20 protein-coding genes and 1 pseudogene are annotated in these 21,973 nt (G+C 50.1%); 7 read left to right on the top strand and 14 right to left on the bottom strand.

From position 1 onward, the window contains the following. The first annotated feature begins 255 nt into the window (after positions 1–255). Positions 256–510 (top strand): biofilm formation regulator BssS, encoded by a 255-nt coding sequence (bssS, locus tag EB241_RS19255; RefSeq protein ID WP_124234700.1) that lies wholly within the window; start codon positions 256–258, stop codon positions 508–510. Positions 511–621: 111 nt separating this feature from the next. Continuing rightward, positions 622–1,731, top strand: a complete 1,110-nt coding sequence (gene solA / locus EB241_RS19250; RefSeq protein WP_124234699.1) for an N-methyl-L-tryptophan oxidase — start codon at positions 622–624, stop codon at positions 1,729–1,731. A gap of 816 nt (positions 1,732–2,547) precedes the next feature. Here the strand turns inward: solA and trhO are convergent. Beyond that, positions 2,548–3,600 (bottom strand): oxygen-dependent tRNA uridine(34) hydroxylase TrhO, encoded by a 1,053-nt coding sequence (gene trhO, locus EB241_RS19245; protein WP_124234698.1) that lies wholly within the window; start codon positions 3,598–3,600, stop codon positions 2,548–2,550. A 387-nt stretch (positions 3,601–3,987) separates the two neighbouring features. Here trhO and EB241_RS19240 point away from each other — a divergent pair, with 387 nt between their 5' ends. Both EB241_RS19240 and EB241_RS19235 read left to right on the top strand, forming a co-directional pair. Then, positions 3,988–4,908: a Kdo(2)-lipid IV(A) acyltransferase gene (locus tag EB241_RS19240; protein ID WP_124234697.1), complete on the top strand. Its 921-nt coding sequence runs from the start codon at positions 3,988–3,990 to the stop codon at positions 4,906–4,908. A gap of 965 nt (positions 4,909–5,873) precedes the next feature. Continuing rightward, on the top strand, positions 5,874–6,272 hold the full coding sequence (locus EB241_RS19235) for a MysB family protein (RefSeq protein WP_124234696.1): 399 nt from the start codon (positions 5,874–5,876) through the stop codon (positions 6,270–6,272). Positions 6,273–6,279: 7 nt separating this feature from the next. Here the strand turns inward: EB241_RS19235 and EB241_RS19230 are convergent, their stop codons facing one another. The 3 genes from EB241_RS19230 to EB241_RS19220 all read right to left on the bottom strand — a co-directional run bounded on the left by EB241_RS19230 (position 6,280) and on the right by EB241_RS19220 (position 10,759). Continuing rightward, on the bottom strand, positions 6,280–6,522 hold the full coding sequence (locus EB241_RS19230) for a YceK/YidQ family lipoprotein (protein ID WP_124234695.1): 243 nt from the start codon (positions 6,520–6,522) through the stop codon (positions 6,280–6,282). A gap of 138 nt (positions 6,523–6,660) precedes the next feature. Beyond that, complete coding sequence (mdoH, locus tag EB241_RS19225; protein WP_124234694.1) at positions 6,661–9,228, bottom strand: glucans biosynthesis glucosyltransferase MdoH; 2,568 nt, start codon at positions 9,226–9,228, stop codon at positions 6,661–6,663. Further along, entirely contained in the window at positions 9,221–10,759 is a 1,539-nt protein-coding gene (locus EB241_RS19220) for a glucan biosynthesis protein G (RefSeq protein ID WP_124234737.1), read from the bottom strand. Before EB241_RS19220 ends, mdoH begins: the two co-directional genes overlap by 8 nt. A gap of 270 nt (positions 10,760–11,029) precedes the next feature. On the opposite strand from EB241_RS19220, the gene mdoC reads away from it, so the two are divergent. Continuing rightward, entirely contained in the window at positions 11,030–12,154 is a 1,125-nt protein-coding gene (gene mdoC / locus EB241_RS19215; RefSeq protein WP_124234693.1) for a glucans biosynthesis protein MdoC, read from the top strand. 55 nt (positions 12,155–12,209) lie between these two features. On the opposite strand, the gene EB241_RS19210 is transcribed toward mdoC, so the two are convergent. The 4 genes from EB241_RS19210 to EB241_RS19205 all read right to left on the bottom strand — a co-directional run bounded on the left by EB241_RS19210 (position 12,210) and on the right by EB241_RS19205 (position 17,469). Continuing rightward, positions 12,210–13,598 carry a phospholipase D family protein gene (locus EB241_RS19210; protein ID WP_124234736.1) on the bottom strand — a complete coding sequence of 463 codons (1,389 nt, stop codon included), beginning with the start codon at positions 13,596–13,598 and terminating at the stop codon, positions 12,210–12,212. A gap of 624 nt (positions 13,599–14,222) precedes the next feature. Further along, complete coding sequence (locus tag EB241_RS21200) at positions 14,223–14,390, bottom strand: hypothetical protein (protein WP_199737395.1); 168 nt, start codon at positions 14,388–14,390, stop codon at positions 14,223–14,225. 43 nt (positions 14,391–14,433) lie between these two features. Beyond that, positions 14,434–14,574 carry a hypothetical protein gene (locus tag EB241_RS21195; protein ID WP_199737394.1) on the bottom strand — a complete coding sequence of 47 codons (141 nt, stop codon included), beginning with the start codon at positions 14,572–14,574 and terminating at the stop codon, positions 14,434–14,436. Between the two features lie 738 nt (positions 14,575–15,312). Continuing rightward, entirely contained in the window at positions 15,313–17,469 is a 2,157-nt protein-coding gene (locus tag EB241_RS19205; protein WP_407644287.1) for a TonB-dependent receptor, read from the bottom strand. 282 nt (positions 17,470–17,751) lie between these two features. Here EB241_RS19205 and EB241_RS19200 point away from each other — a divergent pair, with 282 nt between their 5' ends. Continuing rightward, positions 17,752–18,072 (top strand): hypothetical protein, encoded by a 321-nt coding sequence (locus EB241_RS19200; RefSeq protein WP_124234691.1) that lies wholly within the window; start codon positions 17,752–17,754, stop codon positions 18,070–18,072. Positions 18,073–18,117: 45 nt separating this feature from the next. Here the strand turns inward: EB241_RS19200 and EB241_RS20975 are convergent, their stop codons facing one another. The 5 genes from EB241_RS20975 to EB241_RS19180 form a co-directional block, all read right to left on the bottom strand. After that, the gene (locus EB241_RS20975) at positions 18,118–18,261 is read right to left on the bottom strand and encodes a hypothetical protein (RefSeq protein ID WP_158612427.1); all 144 of its coding nucleotides are present in this window, start codon (positions 18,259–18,261) and stop codon (positions 18,118–18,120) included. Positions 18,262–18,746: 485 nt separating this feature from the next. Next, the gene (locus EB241_RS19195; RefSeq protein ID WP_124234690.1) at positions 18,747–19,178 is read right to left on the bottom strand and encodes a portal protein; all 432 of its coding nucleotides are present in this window, start codon (positions 19,176–19,178) and stop codon (positions 18,747–18,749) included. Then, entirely contained in the window at positions 19,153–19,416 is a 264-nt protein-coding gene (locus EB241_RS19190) for a hypothetical protein (protein ID WP_124234689.1), read from the bottom strand. The genes EB241_RS19195 and EB241_RS19190 overlap by 26 nt, the downstream gene beginning before the upstream one ends. A gap of 391 nt (positions 19,417–19,807) precedes the next feature. Further along, positions 19,808–20,218 carry a lysozyme inhibitor LprI family protein gene (locus EB241_RS19185; RefSeq protein ID WP_124234688.1) on the bottom strand — a complete coding sequence of 137 codons (411 nt, stop codon included), beginning with the start codon at positions 20,216–20,218 and terminating at the stop codon, positions 19,808–19,810. After that, the gene (locus tag EB241_RS19180; RefSeq protein WP_233592655.1) at positions 20,215–20,886 is read right to left on the bottom strand and encodes a pesticin C-terminus-like muramidase; all 672 of its coding nucleotides are present in this window, start codon (positions 20,884–20,886) and stop codon (positions 20,215–20,217) included. The genes EB241_RS19185 and EB241_RS19180 overlap by 4 nt, the downstream gene beginning before the upstream one ends. A 291-nt stretch (positions 20,887–21,177) precedes the next feature. On the opposite strand from EB241_RS19180, the pseudogene EB241_RS22025 reads away from it, so the two are divergent. Continuing rightward, positions 21,178–21,453 (top strand): annotated as a pseudogene (locus EB241_RS22025) (DUF4225 domain-containing protein); the annotation flags it as partial. Positions 21,454–21,543: 90 nt separating this feature from the next. On the opposite strand, the gene EB241_RS21670 reads toward EB241_RS22025, so the two are convergent. After that, positions 21,544–21,936 (bottom strand): hypothetical protein, encoded by a 393-nt coding sequence (locus EB241_RS21670; RefSeq protein WP_233592654.1) that lies wholly within the window; start codon positions 21,934–21,936, stop codon positions 21,544–21,546. Between the last annotated feature and the right edge of the window lie 37 nt (positions 21,937–21,973).

Here is a 21,973-nt window from a genome sequence, read left to right as displayed (position 1 = left end):
TGATAAGACGCTAAATTGTCACGGCAGAGATAATATTTCCGCAAATGTCCCACGGCTGTTTTTCTCCGGGCGATAATTATCGGCAGCGAGTGAAATAAGCAGCAATTAAAAGTTCATTCCCCGCGATAAAAATTTCATTCTGCACGAATCTAAAAAACCCTGTTATAATTACTTTGCTCTGTAAAAAAAGACCGCATTGAACCTCGATAAATCACTTCGTTGTCATTACTAATACGAGTTATAAAGGGGGTTATAATGGACAGAAACAAAGATGTTATCCAGACACATCCCCTCATTGGGTGGGATATCAGTACCGTCGACAGCTATGATGCTATGATGATCCGTTTGCATTCACTTTCCGCTAATCAGAAGCAGACTGACGAAGCAGAGGTTGGTCAGACCTACTGGTTAACCACCGATGTCGCCCGACAGTTTATCTCCATCCTTGAAGCTGGCATTGCCAAGATCGAAGCAACAGATTACCAGGACCGTGATTACCGTAAGCACTGATTTTATTCAGTTATCAGCACCCGCAAGGCACTCCAGAAGAGTGCCTTTTTCAATGGTGCTGCATTTTGCTATTCTGCATGCTTTGCCTAACCGGAAAGGAACCTTGCTGAGATGGTGTATGACTTAATAGTGGCAGGCAGTGGTTCTGTCGGTGCTGCCGCCGGATGGTATGCCAGCCGGGCTGGTCTGAAGGTACTGATGATCGATCGCGCGCATCCTCCGCATCGTGAGGGCAGTCACCATGGAGAATCCCGTCTGATCCGTCATGCTTACGGTGAAGGATCACGCTACGTGCCGATGGTGCTGAGGGCGCAACAGCTGTGGGATGAACTGGAAGCACAATGCGGTGAACGTATTATGCAGCGGAGCGGCGTACTTAACCTGGCACCCGCAACCTCTGAATTTATTGCCGGTGTCCGTCAGAGTGCAGCAACCTTCTCCCTGCAGGTTGACATACTGGACAGTGCAAACATTGGCGCACGGTGGCCACAGCTTGCGGTTCCTGATGATTATATTGGGGTTTTTGAAGCCCGTGCTGGTTATCTGAAGTCTGATGTGGCTGTACGTCATCTGATCCGCCTTGCCAGAGAAGCCGGTGCGGCCCAGCTGTTTAACTGTGCGGTGGACGCTCTGGAGGAACAGGACGGGCTTCAACGGGTACATACCGCTGAGGGTACTTTTTACGGACGTAAACTGCTGCTGAGCTGTGGAACCTGGGTGAAAACGTTGTTACCGCAGTTGCCCATCACACCGGTGCGAAAAGTATTTGCCTGGCATCAGGCTGATGGCCGTTACAGTGAAAATAACCGTTTCCCGGCCTTTACCGTCGAAGCAGCGGACGGGCATTATTACGGATTCCCGGCAGACAATAACGCCATTAAAATTGGTAAACATGACGGGGGACAGCCTGTTGAGACACCGCAACAACGCACCGCTTTTGGGACCGTGGCGGCTGATGGCAATGAACTTTTTTCTTTCCTGCGCCACTTTCTACCGGGCGTAGGCGTTTGCCTGCACGGAGAGTCATGCACCTATGATAATACCGGTGACAAAGATTTTATTATTGATACCATACCCGACTCACCAAACCGTCTGTTAATTAGTGGACTCAGTGGTCATGGTTTTAAATTTGCCACGGTGTTGGGTGAAATTGCCGCTAATTTTGCTCAGGGTAAAGCAGCGGAATTTGATTTATCACCTTTTTCTCTGTCTCGTTTTTAACTGAATAAATACGGCCATATCTGCGCCGTATTAACAGATTATTTAATCCGTTTTTTTATATTACCAATTAATCTGACACTTGATAGCTGCGTCTGATACCGTCACAGTTACCGATTTTCGACAATAGCGGTGCAGTCTGAAGTGATGCTCCGCAAGACCGCATGGTGACTGGTTTTTTACCTGAAGAGCACCACCTCTTGCGCCGCAGAGGTTGGCAAAGTGAAGCACGGTTGCGCGCCGCTGTTGAGCCTTATTTCGTCGTATTCCGCTGATTAAGATTTTCCTTTGCTGACGCGAATACCGTTTTCTGCAACGGGCTGTAGATCTGTTTTGGTCCCACAGACAATGCCAGCGACATCATCACCTGAATCAGCAGACTGTTTATTTCACCACGCCCAGACCGACCACCCGGAAACCGGGGCATTCGGGATAATGGGGAAGTAAGGCGCCAGGGCAGCAAAACCCTGTTCCGACGACATGTCACAATGATGCAATGTATATATTTTTAACACCACGCCAGACAAATACAAACGATAAACGGTGAAAACATTGCGCGAAGACAACGCCAGGAACGGCAGCCATTATGGGGTGGGTGACGGGATAGCGTTCACCGGCGCGGTGATATGCGAAAGCCGTTCGTCAGGCAATCCTGTGGGACGACTTTACCATCGAAATGGCCCGGAAGCTGGAGAGGTTATATGCGATCACCGCCTGCGATCCGCCATCGCGAAAGGCTGAGTTGATAACGTCTGTTGCAGGACTGCGACAAGTAAGATCATCCCCACCTGCTGGCGGGGATGATTAAAACAGCCCCTCTTACTTATCCGGTGTCGGGATTTTTAGCGTCATGTTAAGCAGCCCGCGCGACTTATTGAAGATTTTGTTGCCATTTTCACGACCCGCCCTACGGGCGCGCTGTTCTTCCGGGGAAAGCGCCAGTTCTTCCATACAAACCGGGCTACAGCAATGGTGATATTTTTCGGCACATTCCTCACACTGAATAAACAGTAAATGGCAGCCGTCATTTTTGCAGTTAACATGCGTATCGCAAGTCGCACCGCACTGATGGCACTGTGCGATCACATCGTCTGAAATACGTTCCCCCATCCTTTCGTCAAAGACAAAATTTTTGCCTTTAAAGCGCACGGGTAGCCCCTGCTCTCGCGCACGGCGGGCATACTCGATGATGCCGCCCTCAATGTGATAAACCTGTTCAAAACCGTTGTGCCGCATCCACGCACTGGCTTTTTCACAGCGGATACCGCCGGTGCAGTACATCACAATTTTTTTGTCTTTATTGTCCTGTAGCATATCGACGGCCATCGGCAGCTGATCGCGGAAAGTATCAGCCGGGATCTCCAGCGCGTTGTCAAAATGTCCCACTTCATATTCATAATGATTACGCATATCAACAAACACCGCATCAGGATCGTCAAGTAATGTATTGACCTCCGCAGCCTGCAGATAGCCGCCAACATTGCTGGCATCGAAGGTTTCATCGGTTATGCCATCAGCCACAATACGTTCACGTACTTTCAGCCGCAGTACCCAGAAGGATTTGCCATCATCATCCAGCGCGATGTTCATACGCAAATTATTCAGCGCCGGATCAAAGCCGTACAGCATCTCTTTCAGCGCCTCATAGTGACTGGCAGGCACACTGATCTGGGCATTAATTCCTTCGCCTGCGACGTAAACACGGCCGAAAACATTCAGCCGGGTAAACTGCACATACAGTGCATCGCGGAAGGCTTTGGCATCATCGATGGTGAAATATTTGTAGAAAGAGACAGTCGTGCGCGGTTCAGTTTCAGCGAGCATCCGCGCTTTCAGCTCTTCATTGGAAACAAGGTTATGTAACACTGGCATGGTGTACTTTCCTGGGTTCATAAGAGAATTTTGCGGACGTTATCATACCTGAATGTTATCCGATGCAAAGCCATTGCCCTGAAAATTGCTTATCCGGTCTCCGTTGACGCGGAACGTTATCGGTCGCGCCGACGAAGCAGCTGCGGCTAAAGGTAAAGACGAATTTGTCAAAATGTTAATGCGTAAACCGCGGAATACCCTGGACGACGAGCCCCGCTCGATGACAAAATCCGAGGAATACGCCGCAATTTCTCTGTTCAGGCGTGGTAAAAATGCTAAAAGTCAGCGTGTTATTTCAGTTCACAGTGAATAAATGGCACAATAGGTTATAAGAACAATTCATCACGGGCAGCATAATGGTGCCCCTTTGTTACGATTCGGAAGCTCATGACTCAGTTGCCTCAATTCAGACGTGCATTGCTACATCCCTGTTACTGGTTCACATGGCTGGGTATTGGCTTTCTTTATCTGCTGGTATTACTGCCCTATCCGGTACTGTATCACCTGGGCTGTGGCCTTGGCCGTCTTTCCATGCATTTTCTGAAACGTCGTGTAGAGGTCGCACGCCGCAATCTTCAACTCTGCTTCCCTGACATGCCAGAAGCTGAACGCGAAGCAATGGTAACGCGCAACTTTGAATCTGTCGGTATGGGGCTGTTGGAAACCGGCATGGCGTGGTTCTGGCCAGACTGGCGAATAACCAAATGGTTTCAGGTTAGCGGGCTGGAACACATCAGCAAAGCACATCAGGATAATAAAGGCGTGTTGCTAATCGGTATGCATTTTCTGACCCTTGAATTGGGAGCCCGTATTTTTGGCATCCACAATCCGGGGATTGGCGTCTACCGTCCAAACGACAACGCCCTGCTGGACTGGCTACAGACCTGGGGACGCATGCGTTCCAACAAAAGTATGCTGGATCGTAAGGACCTGAAAGGGATGATCCGCGCCCTGAAAAACGGCGATATTATCTGGTATGCGCCCGATCACGATTATGGTCCGAAAAGTAGCGTCTTCGCTCCCTTCTTTGCCGTGAACGAAGCCGCATCAACCAAAGGAAGCTATCTGTTGATCCGCAGCGGTAATCCAGCGGTAATCCCCTTTGTACCCCGGCGGCTGCCGCACGGCAGAGGTTATGAGATGGTTATCATGCCAGAGGAACTGTCGATGCCGCTTACCGATGAAACCGCCACCGCGACCCGGATGAACAAAATAGTTGAGCACGGGGTATTAATGGCCCCGGAACAATATATGTGGCTGCATCGTCGCTTTAAAACCCGCCCACCCGGCGAGCCCTCTTTCTATTAGTCCCCCGACAGCAGGTAAAATTTTGCCTGCCGCTTTCCTTCAGGCGGTAACCCTGTTACTGGTGATTTTCTGATTTGCAGCCAGTCCTTCGTACTCCCGGAAACGTCGGCGGCCCGTTTAAAGGTACATTTGTTGCGACGGGCAATGAGGTTCAGCGTTATCTGTCTCTGCCCGCACGCTCCCCCCGCCCGGCGGCCATACGCAATTGTCACGCTGGGTTTGCGAAGTCAGTAAAAGAGCGTCGAAAGCTGAGGGGGAGCTTACGTGGAAGGCGGTGCCATACAGAAGAAATATTATGAAATCATGCCCGCTGTATTGTTGATATGATTGCAGGCGTTATTTGCGCGGTCACTGAGACGGGAAAGTTCCTTTTCCAGCACCAACTCAACTGACAGAGCTGAGCAATCCCCGACAGCAAACCTCACAGCAGCCTGGCTTCCCGTATCATTTTCCCACCTGACTTATCTTTACAGCGGTCTTCCCCCCTCCATCATCAGCTTTGTTATCCACTTTGGGTCTTCAGTAACATGCTCGCTTCCCTGGCGCATTGTCGCGGAGTTCAGGCTGGTTATTACTTTATGGCAGGATGCCATCCGGTTTATTTTTCATCCTGTTCTGCTGCCATCACCGCCTCTGGGATCAACCGTTCAATGAACATTTACCTGAAATTATCGGCCATTTGTTTTGTTTCCAGACAGCCGGACTGCCCCGCTTTGCATCACCAATGAAGCAGATCGGCCAGTCTGAAAACCCCTGACAATTCGCTCTTCCCTCTGGCGGCACGGCGCTGCCATTACGCTCTGAGGCTGTTTCAGGGCAATTTCTCCTGCTTCAGAGCACACTTTCAGCTAAGCAGTTGATAGTTCATGCTAATCCCTTTTTTGTTTTTTCTGCCATTGCCTTTCCTCCTGCCATTCTTCGACTATCCTTTCCTGAACCTGCAACATTTGTGATGGAGAAACCTGATGAACCTTTACGCAACGCTGGAAGAAGCTATTGATGCAGCCAGAGAGGAATTTCTGGCCGCCAATCCTGAAATGGAAGAAGACGAAAGTTCAGTCAACCAGTTCAACCTGCAAAAATATATCATGCAGGATGGTGACAGCATGTGGCAGGCTGAATTCTTTTCTGAGGAAGGTGACGAAGGCGAATGTCTCTCATTACTCAGCGGAGAAGCAGCGCAGGCTATTTTTGACGGTGATTTTGATGAGACAGAGTTACGCCAGCAGTGGCTGCCGGAAAATACCCTGCACGAATGGGATGAAGGCGAATATCAGCTGGAGCCACCTGCCGACAGTGAAGAGGGAGAAGCAGCATCATCAGAGTGGGAAGACGACAATACCGACTCTGATAACTACGCCTGAGAATTAATTACTTGTAGGGGCCGTGATGCGCGTCCACTGGCAGCAGCAGAGTATCCACCACCAGCGACAGCGGCAGGTCAATAATTGTCAGAAAGCGCCAGGGCGTATCGCGGACATCCCACTGCACACCGGGATAAAACTGATTCCCGTGCCCCTGGCCAGGCATTGTCCGGCTGATAATGCTGCCACAGCCGCTCAGCGTTATCACGCACAGGCCAAGCAGCATTCCCCGCATTAATATTGTGGTCATTTTTTCTCATTCAGCTGAATAAAAAACGCGCTATTGTACTGCAACAGCAAGATGTTAAAAAGCAAAGTTTCTGTAAAGTCATTACCGCGTTGCATAAAAAAACCGGGAAGTTATTCCCGGTTTTTTAGCGCCTGAAAATTAAGACTTCGCAGTCTGAATCGCCTCAGGGTTGATTTTCAGTGACTGATAATGGTCAAACCAGTCATGGTATTTATCCGCATGTTGCCAGAGCTGATAGTGCATCCGTGACAGCGTGACCGGGTCGCTGATCAGTGCCAGGCGGCGATCGCGATCCAGTTTAGCCGGTGACTCGCTCAGGGCCTGTTCGACACGACGATCGCGGGCAAATTCCAGAATATCACTGTTAAGATGACGGGACGTTGCCATCGCGCTGGCCAACGCATTGAATGACGGATTAAATACCGCATGCATAAAGCCATCTTTCAACGCACGGGACCGATTCAGTTCATTGTATCGTTCTGTATCCAGCAACTCTTTTGGCGGATCATACTCTTCGGGGATCAGGAACAACTTAGCCCGTTTTGAGCACGTCCCCGTGGTGGAACGGCTGGAGAATACCGACACGAAAGGTGACAGGATCAGCGAGAAGACGATAGGTGCCAGCCACCACAGGAAGTTCAGATCAAGCATCCCCATGCCGACAGCCCAAACGATGCCTAACAGCATTTGTGAGCCATGACGTTTAAACGCCTCGCTCCAGGGGGTGGCATCATCATCACGCTGCGGGGAGTTCCAGACCACTTCCCAGCCAAGAAACGCACTGACCACAAATACGGTGTGAAACAGCATTCTTACCGGAGCCAGCAGCACCGAAAAGAGCATCTCCAGAAACAGCGAAATAAAGACCCTGACAGCGCCACCGTAAGGTTTCGCACCTTTGCACCAGACCAGTACCACACTGAGCAACTTGGGCAGGAACAGCAGTACCAGAGTCGTCGAGAACAGGGCGATAGCCAGTTCAGGACGCCACTGAGGCCAGACGGGGAACAGCTGCCGTGGTTGCAGGAAGTAAGACGGTTCCATCAGCGTATGCACAACCTGCAACGCAGTGGACAAGGCGAGAAACATAAACCACAGCGGTGCGGAGAGATAGGACATCACGCCGGTCAGAAATACCGCACGGTGAACCGGATGCATTCCTTTTACCAGGAACAGACGGAAGTTCATCAGGTTACCATGGCACCAACGGCGGTCACGCTTCAGTTCGTCCAACAGGTTTGGTGGCAGTTCCTCATAGGAACCGGGTAGATCGTAGGCTATCCATACTCCCCAGCCCGCACGGCGCATCAGCGCGGCTTCCACAAAGTCATGGGAAAGAATTGACCCGGCAAAGGAGCCTTCTCCCGGCAAAGGAGCCAGCGCACAGTGCTCAATAAAGGGCTTCACGCGAATAATCGCATTGTGCCCCCAGTAATGGGATTCGCCCAACTGCCAGAAATGCAGGCCGGCGGTGAACAGCGGACCATAGACGCGGGTAGCAAACTGCTGGCAGCGCGCATAGAGCGTGTCCATGCCGGACGCTTTTGGTGAAGACTGGATAATCCCGGCTTTGGGATTTGCCTCCATCATCCGTACCAGGCCGGTGAGACACTCCCCGCTCATCACGCTGTCGGCATCCAGCACCACCATATAGCTGTACTGGCTTCCCCAGCGGCGGCAAAAGTCATCAATATTACCGCTTTTACGCTTCACACGGCGACGGCGACGGCGATAGAAGATCCGTCCTTCTCCGCCGACATCACGAACCAGCTCCATCCAGGCTTTCTGCTCTGCCACCGCGATGTCAGGATTATAGCTGTCGCTGAGAATGTAGACATCGAAGTGCTGCTGCTCACCGGTTCTGACCACCGATTCCCATGTCGCCCGCAGGCCAGCAAACACCCTTTCCACGTCTTCGTTACAAATCGGCATAATCAACGCGGTACGGTGCGCTGGATTAATTGGCTCGTCACCATTTGAGGCGTAGGAAATGCTGTATTTATCCTTGCCTATCAACAGTTGCAGGAACCCCATTAGCGCGGTCCAGAAACCCGCCGACACCCAGCAAAACAGCACCGCAAACAGGAACAATATGCCGGTTTGCAGCACATAAGGGAGGATCTGCATCAGCGACTGCTGCCAGTTCTGATTGATCATTTCAGCCGGATCGATTAGCGCCCACCCCTGGTAGGGCAGGATGGTTTTCATATACCAGGTCGCCACCACGGTCTGAGCAATCGTCAGGAGCAACAGAATGTAGCGGCGAATGGATCCGACATGACGCCACTTCTCTTCTGAACGCTGTACTTCAGCATTGCTGCTGTAGCGGGGCTTTGTTTTACGCCCACGCAGGGAATCCCAGGCGCGTGATACCGGATTGGTACGCCAGGCCTCCGGGTACATAGATGAACGGGTATGACGTGGCATCGCTTTCAGCGTGGTGCGTTCCAGTGCATCTTCGCCAAACTGTTTGCCCTTGCCTGTGGAGTCTGGCCATGTCATGCCAATACGTGTTTTCACTGATGACAGTGGCGCATCATCAGGACGATGTGGCAATGACGCCTCCTCACCACTCATTGACTGATGCAGCTGACTGAACATGTTTTCCGATGCAGCTGGCAGCGCATTATTCAACGCCTCTTTACGCTCGGAGGAAAGCGGCAACGCATCAATATATTCTGTAGGTATCGCAGTAGACTTATTCATTGGCAGGCAACTGATAGCTCCAGGTTTCTGTCAGCGTTTTATCACCGCTAAGCAGTGCAGCACGCATTTCCGTCGGCTGTTTGCTGTCCTTGACACGCAGACGCATAATCAAACGCCAGCCTTTGGTGACCGGATTGTAGCGTACGCTGGTTTCAACCAGCTCACCGTTATTACCGATGCTGACCTGTGGCGTGATCGGGGTATTATCAGGTAGCTGACTCATTTCCTGACCGGTGAAATCAACAACGAAAGCAACGGTACCATCGGCCTGGCGTACCAGGTTGGACTGTTTCACATCCCCCGTGGAACGCAGCGTATCCTTTACAAAGGCCGTTTCTGGCGAGTGCAGCTGGTTTTCATCACGGGTGAAATGCAGACGATAGTTGAAATTCATCTCTTTGCCCACATCAGGCAGACTTTCCGGCGTCCAGAAGGCGACAATATTGTCATTGGTTTCATCAGTGGTTGGGATCTCAACCAGCTCGACACGGCCTTTACCCCAGTCGCCCTGTGGCTCAATCCAGGCACTTGGACGCAGATCGTAGCGATCGTCAATATCCTGATATTGTTCAAAATCCCTGCCACGTTGCAGCAAGCCAAACCCTTTTGGACTCTCAACGGTAAACGTACTGACCGCCAGATGTTTTGGATTGTTCAACGGGCGCCAGATCCACTCACCATTACCGGCATGGATTGACAGGCCGCTGGAATCATGGAGCGCCGGGCGGAAGTTAACCTGTGATGAGGGTTGGTTTGCACCAAACAGGAACATGCTGGTCAGTGGGGAAACCCCCAGTTTGCCGACTTTATCACGCAGATAGACTTTAGACTGGACGTCGACGGTGGTTTCTTTGCCGGGCGTTATCAGGAAGCGGTAGGCACCCGATGCGCGCGGTGAATCCAGCAATGCATAAATCACCAGATGTTTATCCGCCGGTTTTGGTCGCTCAACCCAGAACTCTTTAAAGCGCGGGAACTCTTCACCGGAAGGCAACGCCGTATCAATAGCAAGGCCACGGGCAGAAAGACCGTACACCTGACCTGCACCGATTACGCGGAAATAGCTTGCGCCAAGGAAGCTGGTGATTTCATCGTCTTTCTTGTTTTTGTTGTTCAGCGGATACAGCACCTTAAACCCGGCGAAGCCCAGGTTTTTAACCGTTTCCGGGTCGTGCCTGACATTGCCAAAGTTAAAATAATCCGGCGAGTACTTGATCTCGCGGGACGTTGATGCGGTAACTTCGTTTATTTTCACTGGCAGGTCGAAATACATGCCCTGATGATAAAACTCCAGCTTGAACGGGGTCTTCAGCTTACTCCACCAGGCTTTATCGTGATTAAACTGGATTTGCTGATAATCTGCATACTTCATCTCTCGCAGCTGGGCAGGCAGATTGCTTTTCGGCGCTTCGTAACCTTTTGCAGCTAACTCTTTTGCCTGTTTTGCAACGTCATCAATACCGAAAGCCCAAACTGAACTGGCATACATAGATAACATAACGGAAACACCCAGCCAGCTTAATTTCTTCAGTTGTGGCTTATTTTTGGTTTTAATCAGCACATCCCCCCCTTTCAAGTGCCTGAATTGAATCCACTCATCTTAATGGATAAATCAGCATTCGGACAGCTTAAGAACACTTTTGTTCCGCATAATGAATGCTTTCAGCACCCTGTTCTCACGTGTTTAGCGGATACAGATTCCCCTGATGGTATAAGTATCCTTTCTCCACTACAGTGAGCGTTAAGCTTTAGCGTGGCTCAGGGTGAGCCAATGCTGCAACGTGTTAATTATTGGATGTATATGACTAAAAAAACACAGCAAAGAGAGTATTTTTTCGATTCGATAAGAGCTTACCTGATGCTTTTAGGCGTCCCTTTTCACGTCTCGCTGATTTATTCCACACAATCATGGACGGTTAACAGCCCCGCGCCTTCCGAATGGCTTACCATTTTAAACGATTTTATTCATGCTTTTCGTATGCAGGTGTTCTTTGTCATTTCCGGCTATTTTTCCTATATGCTGTTTCAACGCTACAGCCGTCCGAAGTGGCTAAAAGTGCGTCTGGAGCGGGTCGGCATTCCAATGCTGGCTGCGGTTCCTCTGTTGACAGTACCGCAGTTTTTTATGATTAAAGCCTGGACGACAAAGATCGGTGACTGGCACAACTTATCTCTCTACGACAAAGTAAACGCACTTAGCTGGGACCTGATTTCTCATCTATGGTTTTTGCTGGTTCTGGTCGTGCTGACCGTTTACGGGGTGTGGATCTTCAGGTGGCTGAACGCCCGAAAAAGCACGGAGAATGACTTTGCCAACCTGGGCTGGATAAAACTCAGCCTGATTATTCTGCTGTGCAGCCTGATCTGGGGCGCGCTTCGTCGTCTGCTGTTTGTCGTGGAACCCACGCTTTTGGGCAACGGCCTGTTCAATTATGCGGTCATGCAGTCACTCTTTTTTCTGCCGTTCTTTGTCCTTGGCGCAATGGCATGGAAATATCCGGCCATAAAAGCGTTGTTTATTAAACCCGTTCCCTGGACATTCATTGGTTCGGCAGTGGCTTTTGTCGCTTATGTCGCCAATCAGACCTGGAATAAAGGAGAGGGCTGGCTGTATGAAATTGATGGCGTGGTGTCAATGATGATGGGGTTGTGGATGGTCAACGTGGTGTTCTCCCTTGGCCACCGCCTGCTTAACACCCACTCACCGCGTGTCAGTTACCTGGTCAACGCGTCCCTGTTTATCTATCTGGTACATCACCCTCTGACCATTCTCTTCGGCATTTTTGTGGTGCCGGTTATCAGCAACAACAGTCTGGGGTTCCTGGCAGGGCTGCTGTTTGTCTTCGGTATCGCCTTTATTCTCTATGAAATCCACCTGCGTATTCCGCTACTGCGCTTTCTTTTTTCAGGCAAGCCGCAGCGTTAAACCTGGCTCCACAGCGCCAGTGATGCCATATCAGGGCATCACTGGCGCTGTTGCATCACAGCAACCATTCAATCGGCAAACGCCAGACCAGCCGGACCAGCAGACGTTGTACCAAGCGGGTTTGCGGTTCATGCCTGTGTATTTTCTCGCCTTCTTCTCCCGGATACTCCACCCAGTTGACTCTCCCCCACTTATCCAGCCGCAGTGTCCAGGCACGCTCGCGTACCTGATTGATAAAACGCTGATGGATAAGGCTCGCCAGTGAGGCGCTCTCAATAACAAAGCCCATTTCAGTGTTGAGCATGGCTGAACGTGGATCGAAGTTAAACGACCCTATAAACACCTTTTCATTGTCGACGCTAAACGTTTTCGCATGCAGGCTGGCGCCGGAATTGCCCGTCAGCCCCCGGTCATGCGGTGTCTGGCGCGGATCGGAATGGGGTTTCAGCTCATATAATGTGATGCCGTGACGCAGCAGCTTTTTTCGCCATTTAGCATAGCCGGCATGTACCACAGATACGTCATTTGCCGCCAGCGAGTTGGTCAGAATAGCTATTCTTACACCTTTCCTCACCAGCGCCAGCAACTGCGCCACCCCCGCGCGGGTAGGCACAAAATAGGCTGAAATAATGTCGAGCTGATGCCGGGGTTGACCGATGACGTCCAGCATACGTTGCGGCAGCAGCGAGCCAGCCTTCGCCAACCCCAGACCTTTACGGGGATCGTCACTCAGCAGGCGGGTATCAGCCCAGACCAGCGGTAGCTCTCCATTTTCAAGCTGACTGACAAAAACCGAATCCTGAACGCGATGCAGATAGCGCTCCGTTTTGGGATCGTGACGCCAGGCTTCCGGCAGGGTTATCGCAGCCCGCTTCGGCTCCGAATCCACCACAGTACTGAGCGGCTGTACCGCCTTGCTGTGCCAGTAGCGTACGAAATCATTGGTGACATCCTTCACCACCGGCCCGATTGCCAGCACGTCCAGATCGGAAAACAGCGGTTCATCGCCGGCACCAAAATATTCATCACCGATATTGCGGCCGCCTACGATGGTGACCTGACCGTCCACGGTGAAACTTTTATTGTGCATACGGCGATTAAGACGTGCAAAATCAGTAAGATATCCAATCGCCCGTAGAGTACGGAAAGAGAAAGGATTAAACAGCCGGACCTCAATATTGCGATGACTGTTAAGCGCACTCAGCGTTTGATCAAGCCCGGTGGTATTATTATCATCCAGCAACAGTCGGACTTTTACCCCTCGTTCGGCTGCATCCAGTACAGCACTGAACAGTAAACGACCAGACATATCGTTCTGCCAGATGTAATACTGAATATCGAGTTTATACTCCGCCATTGAGAGCAGCAGATAACGGGCGGAAAAAGCATCCAGTCCTTCCTCAAGAGAGTGAATACCGCTGTGATCTGCTGCGCGCTCTGCCATCAGAGAAGAAACGGCACGTTTCAGTCGTCCTGAGATAAATTCTGCTCCGTCTTTTTCCGGGATAAAGGCTTCAGCCACGCGTGCTCCTTTGATCGTTCGCCACACCGTACAACCCTGATGTTGCCCCGTCAACGGAGCCACGGAGCGGCAGTCTTTGAAGAATAGATTATCGATCCAACTGCCGCTCTTGATTCCTCAGAACATTCTGATTATCGCGCCCTGAAGTAGTGCGGCTCTGAATCTGAAAAGGCGCAACGGCAACGCTGCTTTGCGGATCTGAAATTAACCAGCTCCCTTGTGACAATGCTGACCGTGGCGACAGGCACCAGTGTGTTTGGCCCAAAGCCTGTTAAGAGAGGTGTGGCCACCTTATCAACGGCCGGTTCTGATAGCAGAAACCCGCCTCTGAAACCCACCTCGTTTCAGACGGCCAGAAACGAAGTGGAACAGATTAGCCTGACGTTTGCAGTAATACGGTAAAAACCACTCGTTGTTTGAGTATATTATTCTACGCCAGCTGATGATGCCCCCAGGACCTCTCCGGCGTTCCCGACGCCAGCGACAGGTCGGCACCTTACGATCGGCGGAAATCCTCAGGTCGGGCATCAGGCTGAAAAACGGGTTTCAGGAAGTTGGCAATCTCACTGACATACAGCTCTGCGGGCTGGTGTAATCGGACGGAAGCCGTCGGACATCAGACAGCCAGGTCAGGGAAAACAGCACCACGATAGTGATTAACCCACCGGTTAATAGCCCAATAAGCGCCAGCAGGCGATCATCTTTAGTATCCATACTTTTTCCTCTCCATTTGGCTCTGAAAAACCCCAAGAGCATGTTACGTAATCAGTAACGTAATGATCAGGACGAAAATTATTAGTGTAAAAGAGGTGATTGCAAGCACCACGATGGCAAAATGTGCATCGTCCAGTGGATAGCCTGTTTCCTCGGGAGGCTTATTTTCAGGAAGGTCACTCATGATAGCCATCTTCTGCTGGCTAAACATCCTGTAATCAATGCCAGTCTCGTTCGGTTAACTCACTTCGTACTCATCCAGACGAAGCATAACGAGTCTGAAACCAGTCTGGCCCTGCACATAAATAAAAATCATTAATGCATTGACCAATCCGTTTTTGTCTGGCTCCATGCCACTGTATTTCAGAAACGCATGATTGTAACACAGCGCCCCCCTGAAAAACCTGATCACAACTAACCTGAGAGTAATATTTCAGCAGAAACGCTCTTTTTTATTCTTTCATTTGGTTTGCGATGTAAATATTCTCTTACCGTTACACTAAAAAAATTTTAATGATGAAGAGTAAAAAACCCGCTATCACAGGAGGTAATGCCGTTCGGTTAAGCCTTTTTATACCGCTATGCGTATTTATCAGCTCTGTAAGGCAATGTACTGACATAATGTCGGCGCCAGACTCAGTGAGACAGCTTGCTCGGCGGGTAATCGTTTTCGGCGAAGACTGGCCAGGTGGATACGTTGTAATGCTCCTTCAATCCACAGCAGATTGTTTTCCTACAGGATAAAAAGTTAAGAAATAAACCCTCTGTTTTGCTGCAACACAACATCAATCCAGGAAGAGAAAGCCTTTGCGGATTATTTTAAAGCGGCAGACCTGTTCAGGTTCACTTACACAATCGGCATTACGGCCACAGGATGTGATTTTACGTTAGTAAGAAAAGGCTGCCGTAGCAGCCTGAAAGGTTAAAAATCATAATTCATTGATAATTTCAGCTGACGCGGATCGCCCTGGGTGATGTAGGTGCCATAACTCTCAACCCCGGCCCAGTATTTCCTGTTGGTCACGTTTTCCAGACCAAGACGCCAGGTCACATCGCTCTGCTGCACTTTCATCCGGTAACGCATACCAATGTCAAAGACGCTGTAGCTGTCGAGCTTTTTGCTGTTGGCCAGATCGGCATATTGCGAACCAGAATGGGTCATTCGTGCCAACGCAGTCAGCCCCTCGATCGGTTTAATATCGTATTCCGCGCTGAGTACGGTATAGAAATTCGCCACGCCGATAGCCTGTTTACCGTCATACGCTCCATTCTGCGTTTTGGTCATCGTCGGGTCGAGCCAGGTCGCGCTGCCGTTCAGACGCACGCCCCAGACAGGTTCACCAAAGACGTTCAGCTCCACGCCACGGTTACGCTGCTCACCGTACAAACCATAAATATTCGTTTGTGGATCGATAATCCCGATTGGTTTCTTAATTTCAAACAGGGCCAGCGTTCCACCCAGACGGCCATAATCCAACTTCATACCCACTTCACTTTGTTTTGACAGTGAAATTCCTGTCACCCGGCCCGCATTAAGAGCAGTACTGGAAGCGGTTGAACCTGGCTGCAACGCCTCAATATGATTGGCATACAGTGAAAGCGTATCCGTCGCTTTCACCACCAGGCCATAGCCCGGTGTCCAGCGGGACCGATCAAAGCGGGAAGCCGTATCCTCAACCGCCGTGCCGTAGGCATAATTACGCACCGTCACTTTCTGATGACGCGCACCAACGGTAAATAATACCCTGTCATTGAGGAATCCCAGGGTATCTGACAGTAAAACCCCTTCCGTGCGTACACGACTGGTTGGGCGGGGATCGCTGAGGTTGCCACCAAAATAGGTATTAACCGGTTCCGCGACGGCGACGGTATCATAGATATTGGTCGCCTCTGACGTCAGCGCCATGCCGTACGCGGTTTTATCACGTTTAGTTTGTGCAGCGTAGCCAACGTTGACATTGTGGCTAACCACGCCTGTATCAAACTTGCCGCGAACACCTGCCATCCCGCTGAACGCATCTACATATTTATTAGTGTCCATGCGGCTGATAGTGGCTGAACCATCCTCGTCAATCAGCTTAGGCGCGGCATAGACACCGGTTTCGTGGGAATGCTGTCCACCCACGGCACCATAGGCTGTCCAGCCAGGAATAAAGTCATATTCAGCCCGCGCCATACCAAACTTGCTTTCCAGATCGCTGTAAACCCACTTCTGACTGTAGTTACTGGTGGTGCGTGGCACCGTTGGAATAAAATCCACGCTGCCGATGTTAACGCCCGTGCGACTGCCGTCATAAGCCTGTTTCTGATAGCCCAGATCCAGCGAGGTACGCAGCTTATCACCACGATAGTCCAGGCCAACAGAGGCCAGCGTCGTCCGGCGTTTCTCGTTATCCACGGCGGTATTGCCTTCACGATGCAAAACGTTAGCACGTATGCCCCACTGATTGTTATCACCAAAACGGCGGCCTACATCCAGCGAGGTACCAATCTGCGAAGAAGAGCTGTAATCAACGCCAACACGGGTTAGTGGAACATCGTCAGCATGTTTTGGCTCCAGGTTGATCATGCCACCAACCCCACTTGAAGCCGCACCGTTGATCAGCGCATTCGCACCTTTAAATACCTCTACCCGGTCAATCATCTGCGTGGAAACCACCTGGCGAGGCATGACGCCAGGTAAACCGCCCAGCGTCATATCATCGCCGTAAAGGTCGAAGCCACGAATGCGATAGGTTTCAGCAAAGTTGCCATACCCCTGAACATTCTGCACGGATGCGTCATTTGCCACGACATCTTTGATTGTTTTGGCCTGCTGATCCTCAATCATTTTGCTGGTATAGCCGACAACATTAAAGGGAACATTGTGGGCATTCTGTTCGCCCAGCATTCCCAGGCGACCACCGTTGGCGATTTGCCCATCAAGATACGCGGGAACCAGCCGATCACCGCCCGGAGAAAAGGGACTTTCCGGGGTGGCAACCACGGTCATGGTTTGATTATGGGTGGAGGCGGTGTCAGATGCAGCCGCTTTTTTCGCTGCCAGAACGGTTGCTGTGCTGCCATTCACTGCCGCCATTGCCGGGGCAGTCAGTGAACCAATCAATGCCGCGAGCAAGGTGAGCCGGAAGCGACGTTGAGATGTTGAAAAATGTGCCATTGCATTTCCCTGATTAAGAATACAATTGATAATCGTTTTTATTCGGATTCGGATTATGCTGAGGCACAGACTAATTGCAAGCGCAATTTTCAACCTGTAAATATATGTATGAAAACATAATCAACAGTAATTGTGTGGCATTCCAACTAATATTCTGACCGAGAAAGGAATTTGTTATTCAGTGCTGTAATGGAGGGAGGAATGCATAACAAACTTTTTTCTTCAAACCGCCCTTGCCTGTTCACCGGAAGAATTGTAAGAAGCGACCAGCGACAAAAAATCAGCGAGGCATTGCTACCACTGACAATGAAGTCATTTGACCAAATGTCATTCGTTTCAGTCTCTGCTGCGGGTACATTATATCTACCCTCTCTGTGTTATGCGTTGGTGCCAGATGGCCTGTGCGCATCATTCAATGCCCCCATGTTGCCAGCGCATCACATTTCCACCGCGTTTTCATACGGTAGCCGCACCGCCGGTATTGGTAGCGGTATACGCGGCGTTGACAGGCAAAGCAGTTAGGGATATTTTCAGCTGGCAACCATTAAGCATACGTTTTCATTTCACCTACATGGCATCTTTAGCGCCCTCTGAAATGGTCGCCACCGACGCAAATTCACCACCTTTAATCTGCCTGAACCACGCAACGACACCCTGCGCTGTGTCCACGGCCACCACGATAAGCTGGCTGTCACAGCGGAACCACTGCATTACTGATTCTGGCAACTGCAGATACGCTACATTCGTGACGCTGTATCGGTAATATCCTCCGAAAGGACAAATAAACCTTGACCCGGACTGTATAACTGTCGGGATCGTACGCCAGAGCGAAAAGTGTCGTTGCGGTTCGCGGTATAAACATCAGTGCGACAACGCGATTGGCGGCGGGCAAAGGTAACAGCAGTAAAAAGGCCGCACATGGCGGCATCAATTCCAGTTCAGTCAGAAGAATAAATAATATTTTACGCTACGAATTTTTTATGAAAAGTGAGGAAAATCAACTCCACTATATTTATTACACCACAAAAAAGTAACATCACAGAAAATTTAAATAACTCTTCAGGGAATGCATACCTGTTAAGAAAAATGGCCTTCGCACCACTTAATAATGATGATGCAATCAGTATTCCTAAAAAAACAGATATGCAACGTATCAAATTACTTTTCACTTTGAATTCCTTGACCAGGAACACAAATTATCTGAAGAGCCAGAACCGCCGCCGGATCAGTCGTTCACCGTCGCTGTATCGTGGCTCGCTAGCGTTTTTCCCGTACATGACCGTCGATTTAGCAGCGACAAGGTGACGTGCTATGCGCTGGTGTGTGAATCCGGCGCGCTCGTCGTCGCTCATGCCCTCCTCGCCCAGGTCCATCCACTGCACCTGCGGCGGCGTCATACCTGACATTAAGGCACTTGCCAGAATGCGCGCGCTGTCAGTCGCCGTGCTGGTCAGCAGTAGCGCAACGCGACTTTTAGCACTCTGCGCATCCAGATGATCGGACGTCAGGCCGGAACCACGCTGCGGATAGGTATGATCGTAACAGTCGCGCCAGACGCTTTCATGCACCTGCCGTGCGCCTTTGAGGGCATCCAGACGTTTTTTAAGTCGCGTTGCGATTTCGTCCATTATGCCCCCAGCTGGTTTTACCGCCCGCGCCCGACAACAGAGAATTACCCGCGCCGGTTTCAAGCAGAGACTGTGCTTTACGTTTCTTCCGCGCCGCCACATCAGCATTCGCCGCTTTTGCCGCGCTGTCCGCTGCCGCATCAGCTTCAGCAACCGGATCGGATTTCACAACGGATGGAGTGGTAAAACCATATTGCTGGAATCGGACGCAAATCTCGTCAGCGCCGGCAACGGACATACCAAAGCCGGTAAGGGTTTGTTCAGCTGAAGGTGTGATTGTGCTCTCCGGCTCCGCTGCAGTGAATATTGATGTTTCTGCGGTGGTGGTTTCCGTGCTGGTGTCAGCCGGTTCAGCAGCAGGCGTGCAGCCTGCTTTCTCCTGCCCGGGAACTTCTACGGGGTCTGCCCATGGTGTTGCTCTCGGTTAATGTGCCGCAAAGGTGGCTTATGGTGTGGTCGAAATCCTGACTATCTGGCGGGACAAACGCGCGCGCGAGGGAAAGGGGGATGATGCATGATGCCCACAGGCAAAAATGGCAGCAGGACAGGTAATGACGAAATAATTTTCATTTTATTTATCTTTTCGAACAGATAAACCAGCACCAACCTTTTTTGTTGGGGCATGATTTTTAAAATTTATTTTCTCTATAGTATTTTATTCGTTCTTCGTAATGTTTTATCAGGCAATAGTTATACCTGAAAATATAAGGCGAATTACCCTCTTCATAAACAGATGCTTCAGCAAGACATTCTTTTTCAATATATACCTCCCAATTTTTTTTTGCCTCCCCCACCAGTTTTGCTATAACCTTTTTATCGAAAGGCCTTTCTTCTTCTGTTGTTACTGTCCTGAGATAGGTTTCGTATTCTTTTTTATAATTTATCTTTTTACTTTCGGCCAGGTTAATCATGCATTCTGAAATCTCAACAGAGTGTGATAACCCCATGCATGGGGTTTTGTTAACTGCATCCTTACTACTGGCATACGAAGTTTCAGCCAGAAATAATAACATTATAATAAAGAAAGTTGTTTTTTTCATCTCATGCACTCCTGAATATACCTGACTCTCCCCCTCGCAGATTCATAATTCGCAAGAAACGCATTTCCGTTTATAAGCCTTATAACGTCTTGCTTTTGGTTTTTACCAAAAACAGAAATCATTTCATGCCTCAATGCTCCCTGAAATCTCATGTCAATAAGCACTTCCTTAAGCACTTTATGTAGTTCACTCCATGAAACCGAACCCTGTTGTTTATATTTATTATAAAACCGGATGGAATCTTTCACATACATAGCATAGACATGTTCGAACAGCCTCAGCTGTTGTTGCTCAGTTAATTCAATCGTTGATCCTTTGTTATTCCTGACAAAATCACTGGCGGCACAATGACTTTTATGAGCGCCTCCGGCTAATTTTTTCGCTTCATTCAGGGAAACGCCTGCCAGGGTTAAATCAGCGATTATTTCCCCTGTGCTCCTGTGCTTCATGTCATAACCACGTCCCAACGTAACTCCCGATCCATATGCATTACACTTCGATACCGCTCCGGGCCAGTGCAGTTTTCTTGAGTAATAACCACTCCCGGTGATGTTATTCCCTTCGGCCCTGAACGTCAGTAGTCCTTCTTTGGGTTCCAACATGATAAAAACTCCTTCCCTGTTTTTTCCGCCCATCACTGGCACGGGAAACATAGTAGCAATCTGCATGTTTCTCCTCAACCGGGCCAGACTGGGACAAGACGCCTGTCCGGCGAATTCCCTTTTCATCTCCTGCGGTATCGGACCACCTCCCACCGGGTAAACGGCAATTTATCCTGATTTTTTTGGTGAACAGTTCCTATAGCCGAATCAGTCGCTCCCCGTCGCTGTATCGTGGCTCGCTAGCGTTTTTCCCGTACATGACCGTCGATTTAGCAGCGACAAGGTGACGTGCTATGCGCTGGTGTGTGAATCCGGCGCGCTCCAGGTTGGTTATGACGCGAAACCAGTCAAGAGAATGGCGTCTGGGGATATATTATTAATGGTGTTGGGGTTGCCATCTATGGACTTCAGGTTGTAGTAGGTGGCAGTCTGCTTGCAGCTTCAATTGCATCTGGAAATGTTATCGGTATTGCCTTTTCTGGAATGCTAACTCTTCACAGAATGAATGCCTTTCAGGAAAGTATGGAAAATTTAAAATCAGGGAACGATAATTTTGTTGGTTTTTTAGAAAATGGCTATATTTATACCGCTAAACTATTAGGACTTGACGAAAAAACTGAACGACTGGCTTACAGCCACCTGTATATATTCGTACGCAGCTACCGGACACACTCTGCCGTGGCCGTATCGGCCTGTAAATCTGCGTCGCTGTCTGTGCCAGCATCACTTATCCGGCACGGTGGCTGCATCAAATCCGGGGATATGGTTGGCCGCATCAATGGCGTGCTGGCGCAACTGCACAGCATCAGAATCGAACTTACACCCAGTGCGCAACGGATTGTTGACATATTTCACCACGTCTCTGTATACAGTCCGGTAAACAATCCGGCTTTCTGTGTTTGCGGCTGCGGCGGTTTGTTCTGTAACATGCACGGTCGCTGCAGCACGCGCCCTTTTCTTTTCAGCATCATCATTCACTTTGTCAGAATGCGCATACCAGCCGGCAAGATAACGGATATGCCCATAACATCCAATGGCAGCCATAAAGATGGTGACCACAAACAGCCACTTTTTTAGATCCCCCCTGTTATTCCCCAGCGGATTCAATCGCGTCACTACCAGTTTGCTCAGTGAACCAGGAGGTTAATGCACT

This window comes from Erwinia psidii (assembly GCF_003846135.1).
In the GTDB taxonomy this organism is placed as follows: Bacteria; Pseudomonadota; Gammaproteobacteria; order Enterobacterales; family Enterobacteriaceae; genus Erwinia; species Erwinia psidii.
The sequence above is the reverse complement of the archived record's forward strand: the minus strand, read 5'-3'. Positions and strand labels throughout refer to the sequence as shown.

Coding starts and splice junctions, on each gene's coding strand:
- EB241_RS21195 (WP_199737394.1), bottom strand. CDS start 14,574: ATGAGTGACCTTCCTGAAAATAAGCCTCCCGAGGAAACAGGCTATCCA.
- solA (WP_124234699.1), top strand. CDS start 622: ATGGTGTATGACTTAATAGTGGCAGGCAGTGGTTCTGTCGGTGCTGCC.
- EB241_RS19190 (WP_124234689.1), bottom strand. CDS start 19,416: ATGTCCGTTGCCGGCGCTGACGAGATTTGCGTCCGATTCCAGCAATAT.
- EB241_RS19180 (WP_233592655.1), bottom strand. CDS start 20,886: ATGCAGATTGCTACTATGTTTCCCGTGCCAGTGATGGGCGGAAAAAAC.
- EB241_RS19185 (WP_124234688.1), bottom strand. CDS start 20,218: ATGAAAAAAACAACTTTCTTTATTATAATGTTATTATTTCTGGCTGAA.
- mdoC (WP_124234693.1), top strand. CDS start 11,030: ATGACTAAAAAAACACAGCAAAGAGAGTATTTTTTCGATTCGATAAGA.
- EB241_RS19200 (WP_124234691.1), top strand. CDS start 17,752: ATGCATAACAAACTTTTTTCTTCAAACCGCCCTTGCCTGTTCACCGGA.
- EB241_RS19195 (WP_124234690.1), bottom strand. CDS start 19,178: ATGGACGAAATCGCAACGCGACTTAAAAAACGTCTGGATGCCCTCAAA.
- EB241_RS19240 (WP_124234697.1), top strand. CDS start 3,988: ATGACTCAGTTGCCTCAATTCAGACGTGCATTGCTACATCCCTGTTAC.
- EB241_RS19205 (WP_407644287.1), bottom strand. CDS start 17,469: ATGGCGGCAGTGAATGGCAGCACAGCAACCGTTCTGGCAGCGAAAAAA.
- mdoH (WP_124234694.1), bottom strand. CDS start 9,228: ATGAATAAGTCTACTGCGATACCTACAGAATATATTGATGCGTTGCCG.
- EB241_RS19210 (WP_124234736.1), bottom strand. CDS start 13,598: ATGGCAGAGCGCGCAGCAGATCACAGCGGTATTCACTCTCTTGAGGAA.
- EB241_RS21200 (WP_199737395.1), bottom strand. CDS start 14,390: ATGGATACTAAAGATGATCGCCTGCTGGCGCTTATTGGGCTATTAACC.
- trhO (WP_124234698.1), bottom strand. CDS start 3,600: ATGCCAGTGTTACATAACCTTGTTTCCAATGAAGAGCTGAAAGCGCGG.
- EB241_RS20975 (WP_158612427.1), bottom strand. CDS start 18,261: ATGCAGTGGTTCCGCTGTGACAGCCAGCTTATCGTGGTGGCCGTGGAC.
- EB241_RS19230 (WP_124234695.1), bottom strand. CDS start 6,522: ATGACCACAATATTAATGCGGGGAATGCTGCTTGGCCTGTGCGTGATA.
- EB241_RS19235 (WP_124234696.1), top strand. CDS start 5,874: ATGAACCTTTACGCAACGCTGGAAGAAGCTATTGATGCAGCCAGAGAG.
- bssS (WP_124234700.1), top strand. CDS start 256: ATGGACAGAAACAAAGATGTTATCCAGACACATCCCCTCATTGGGTGG.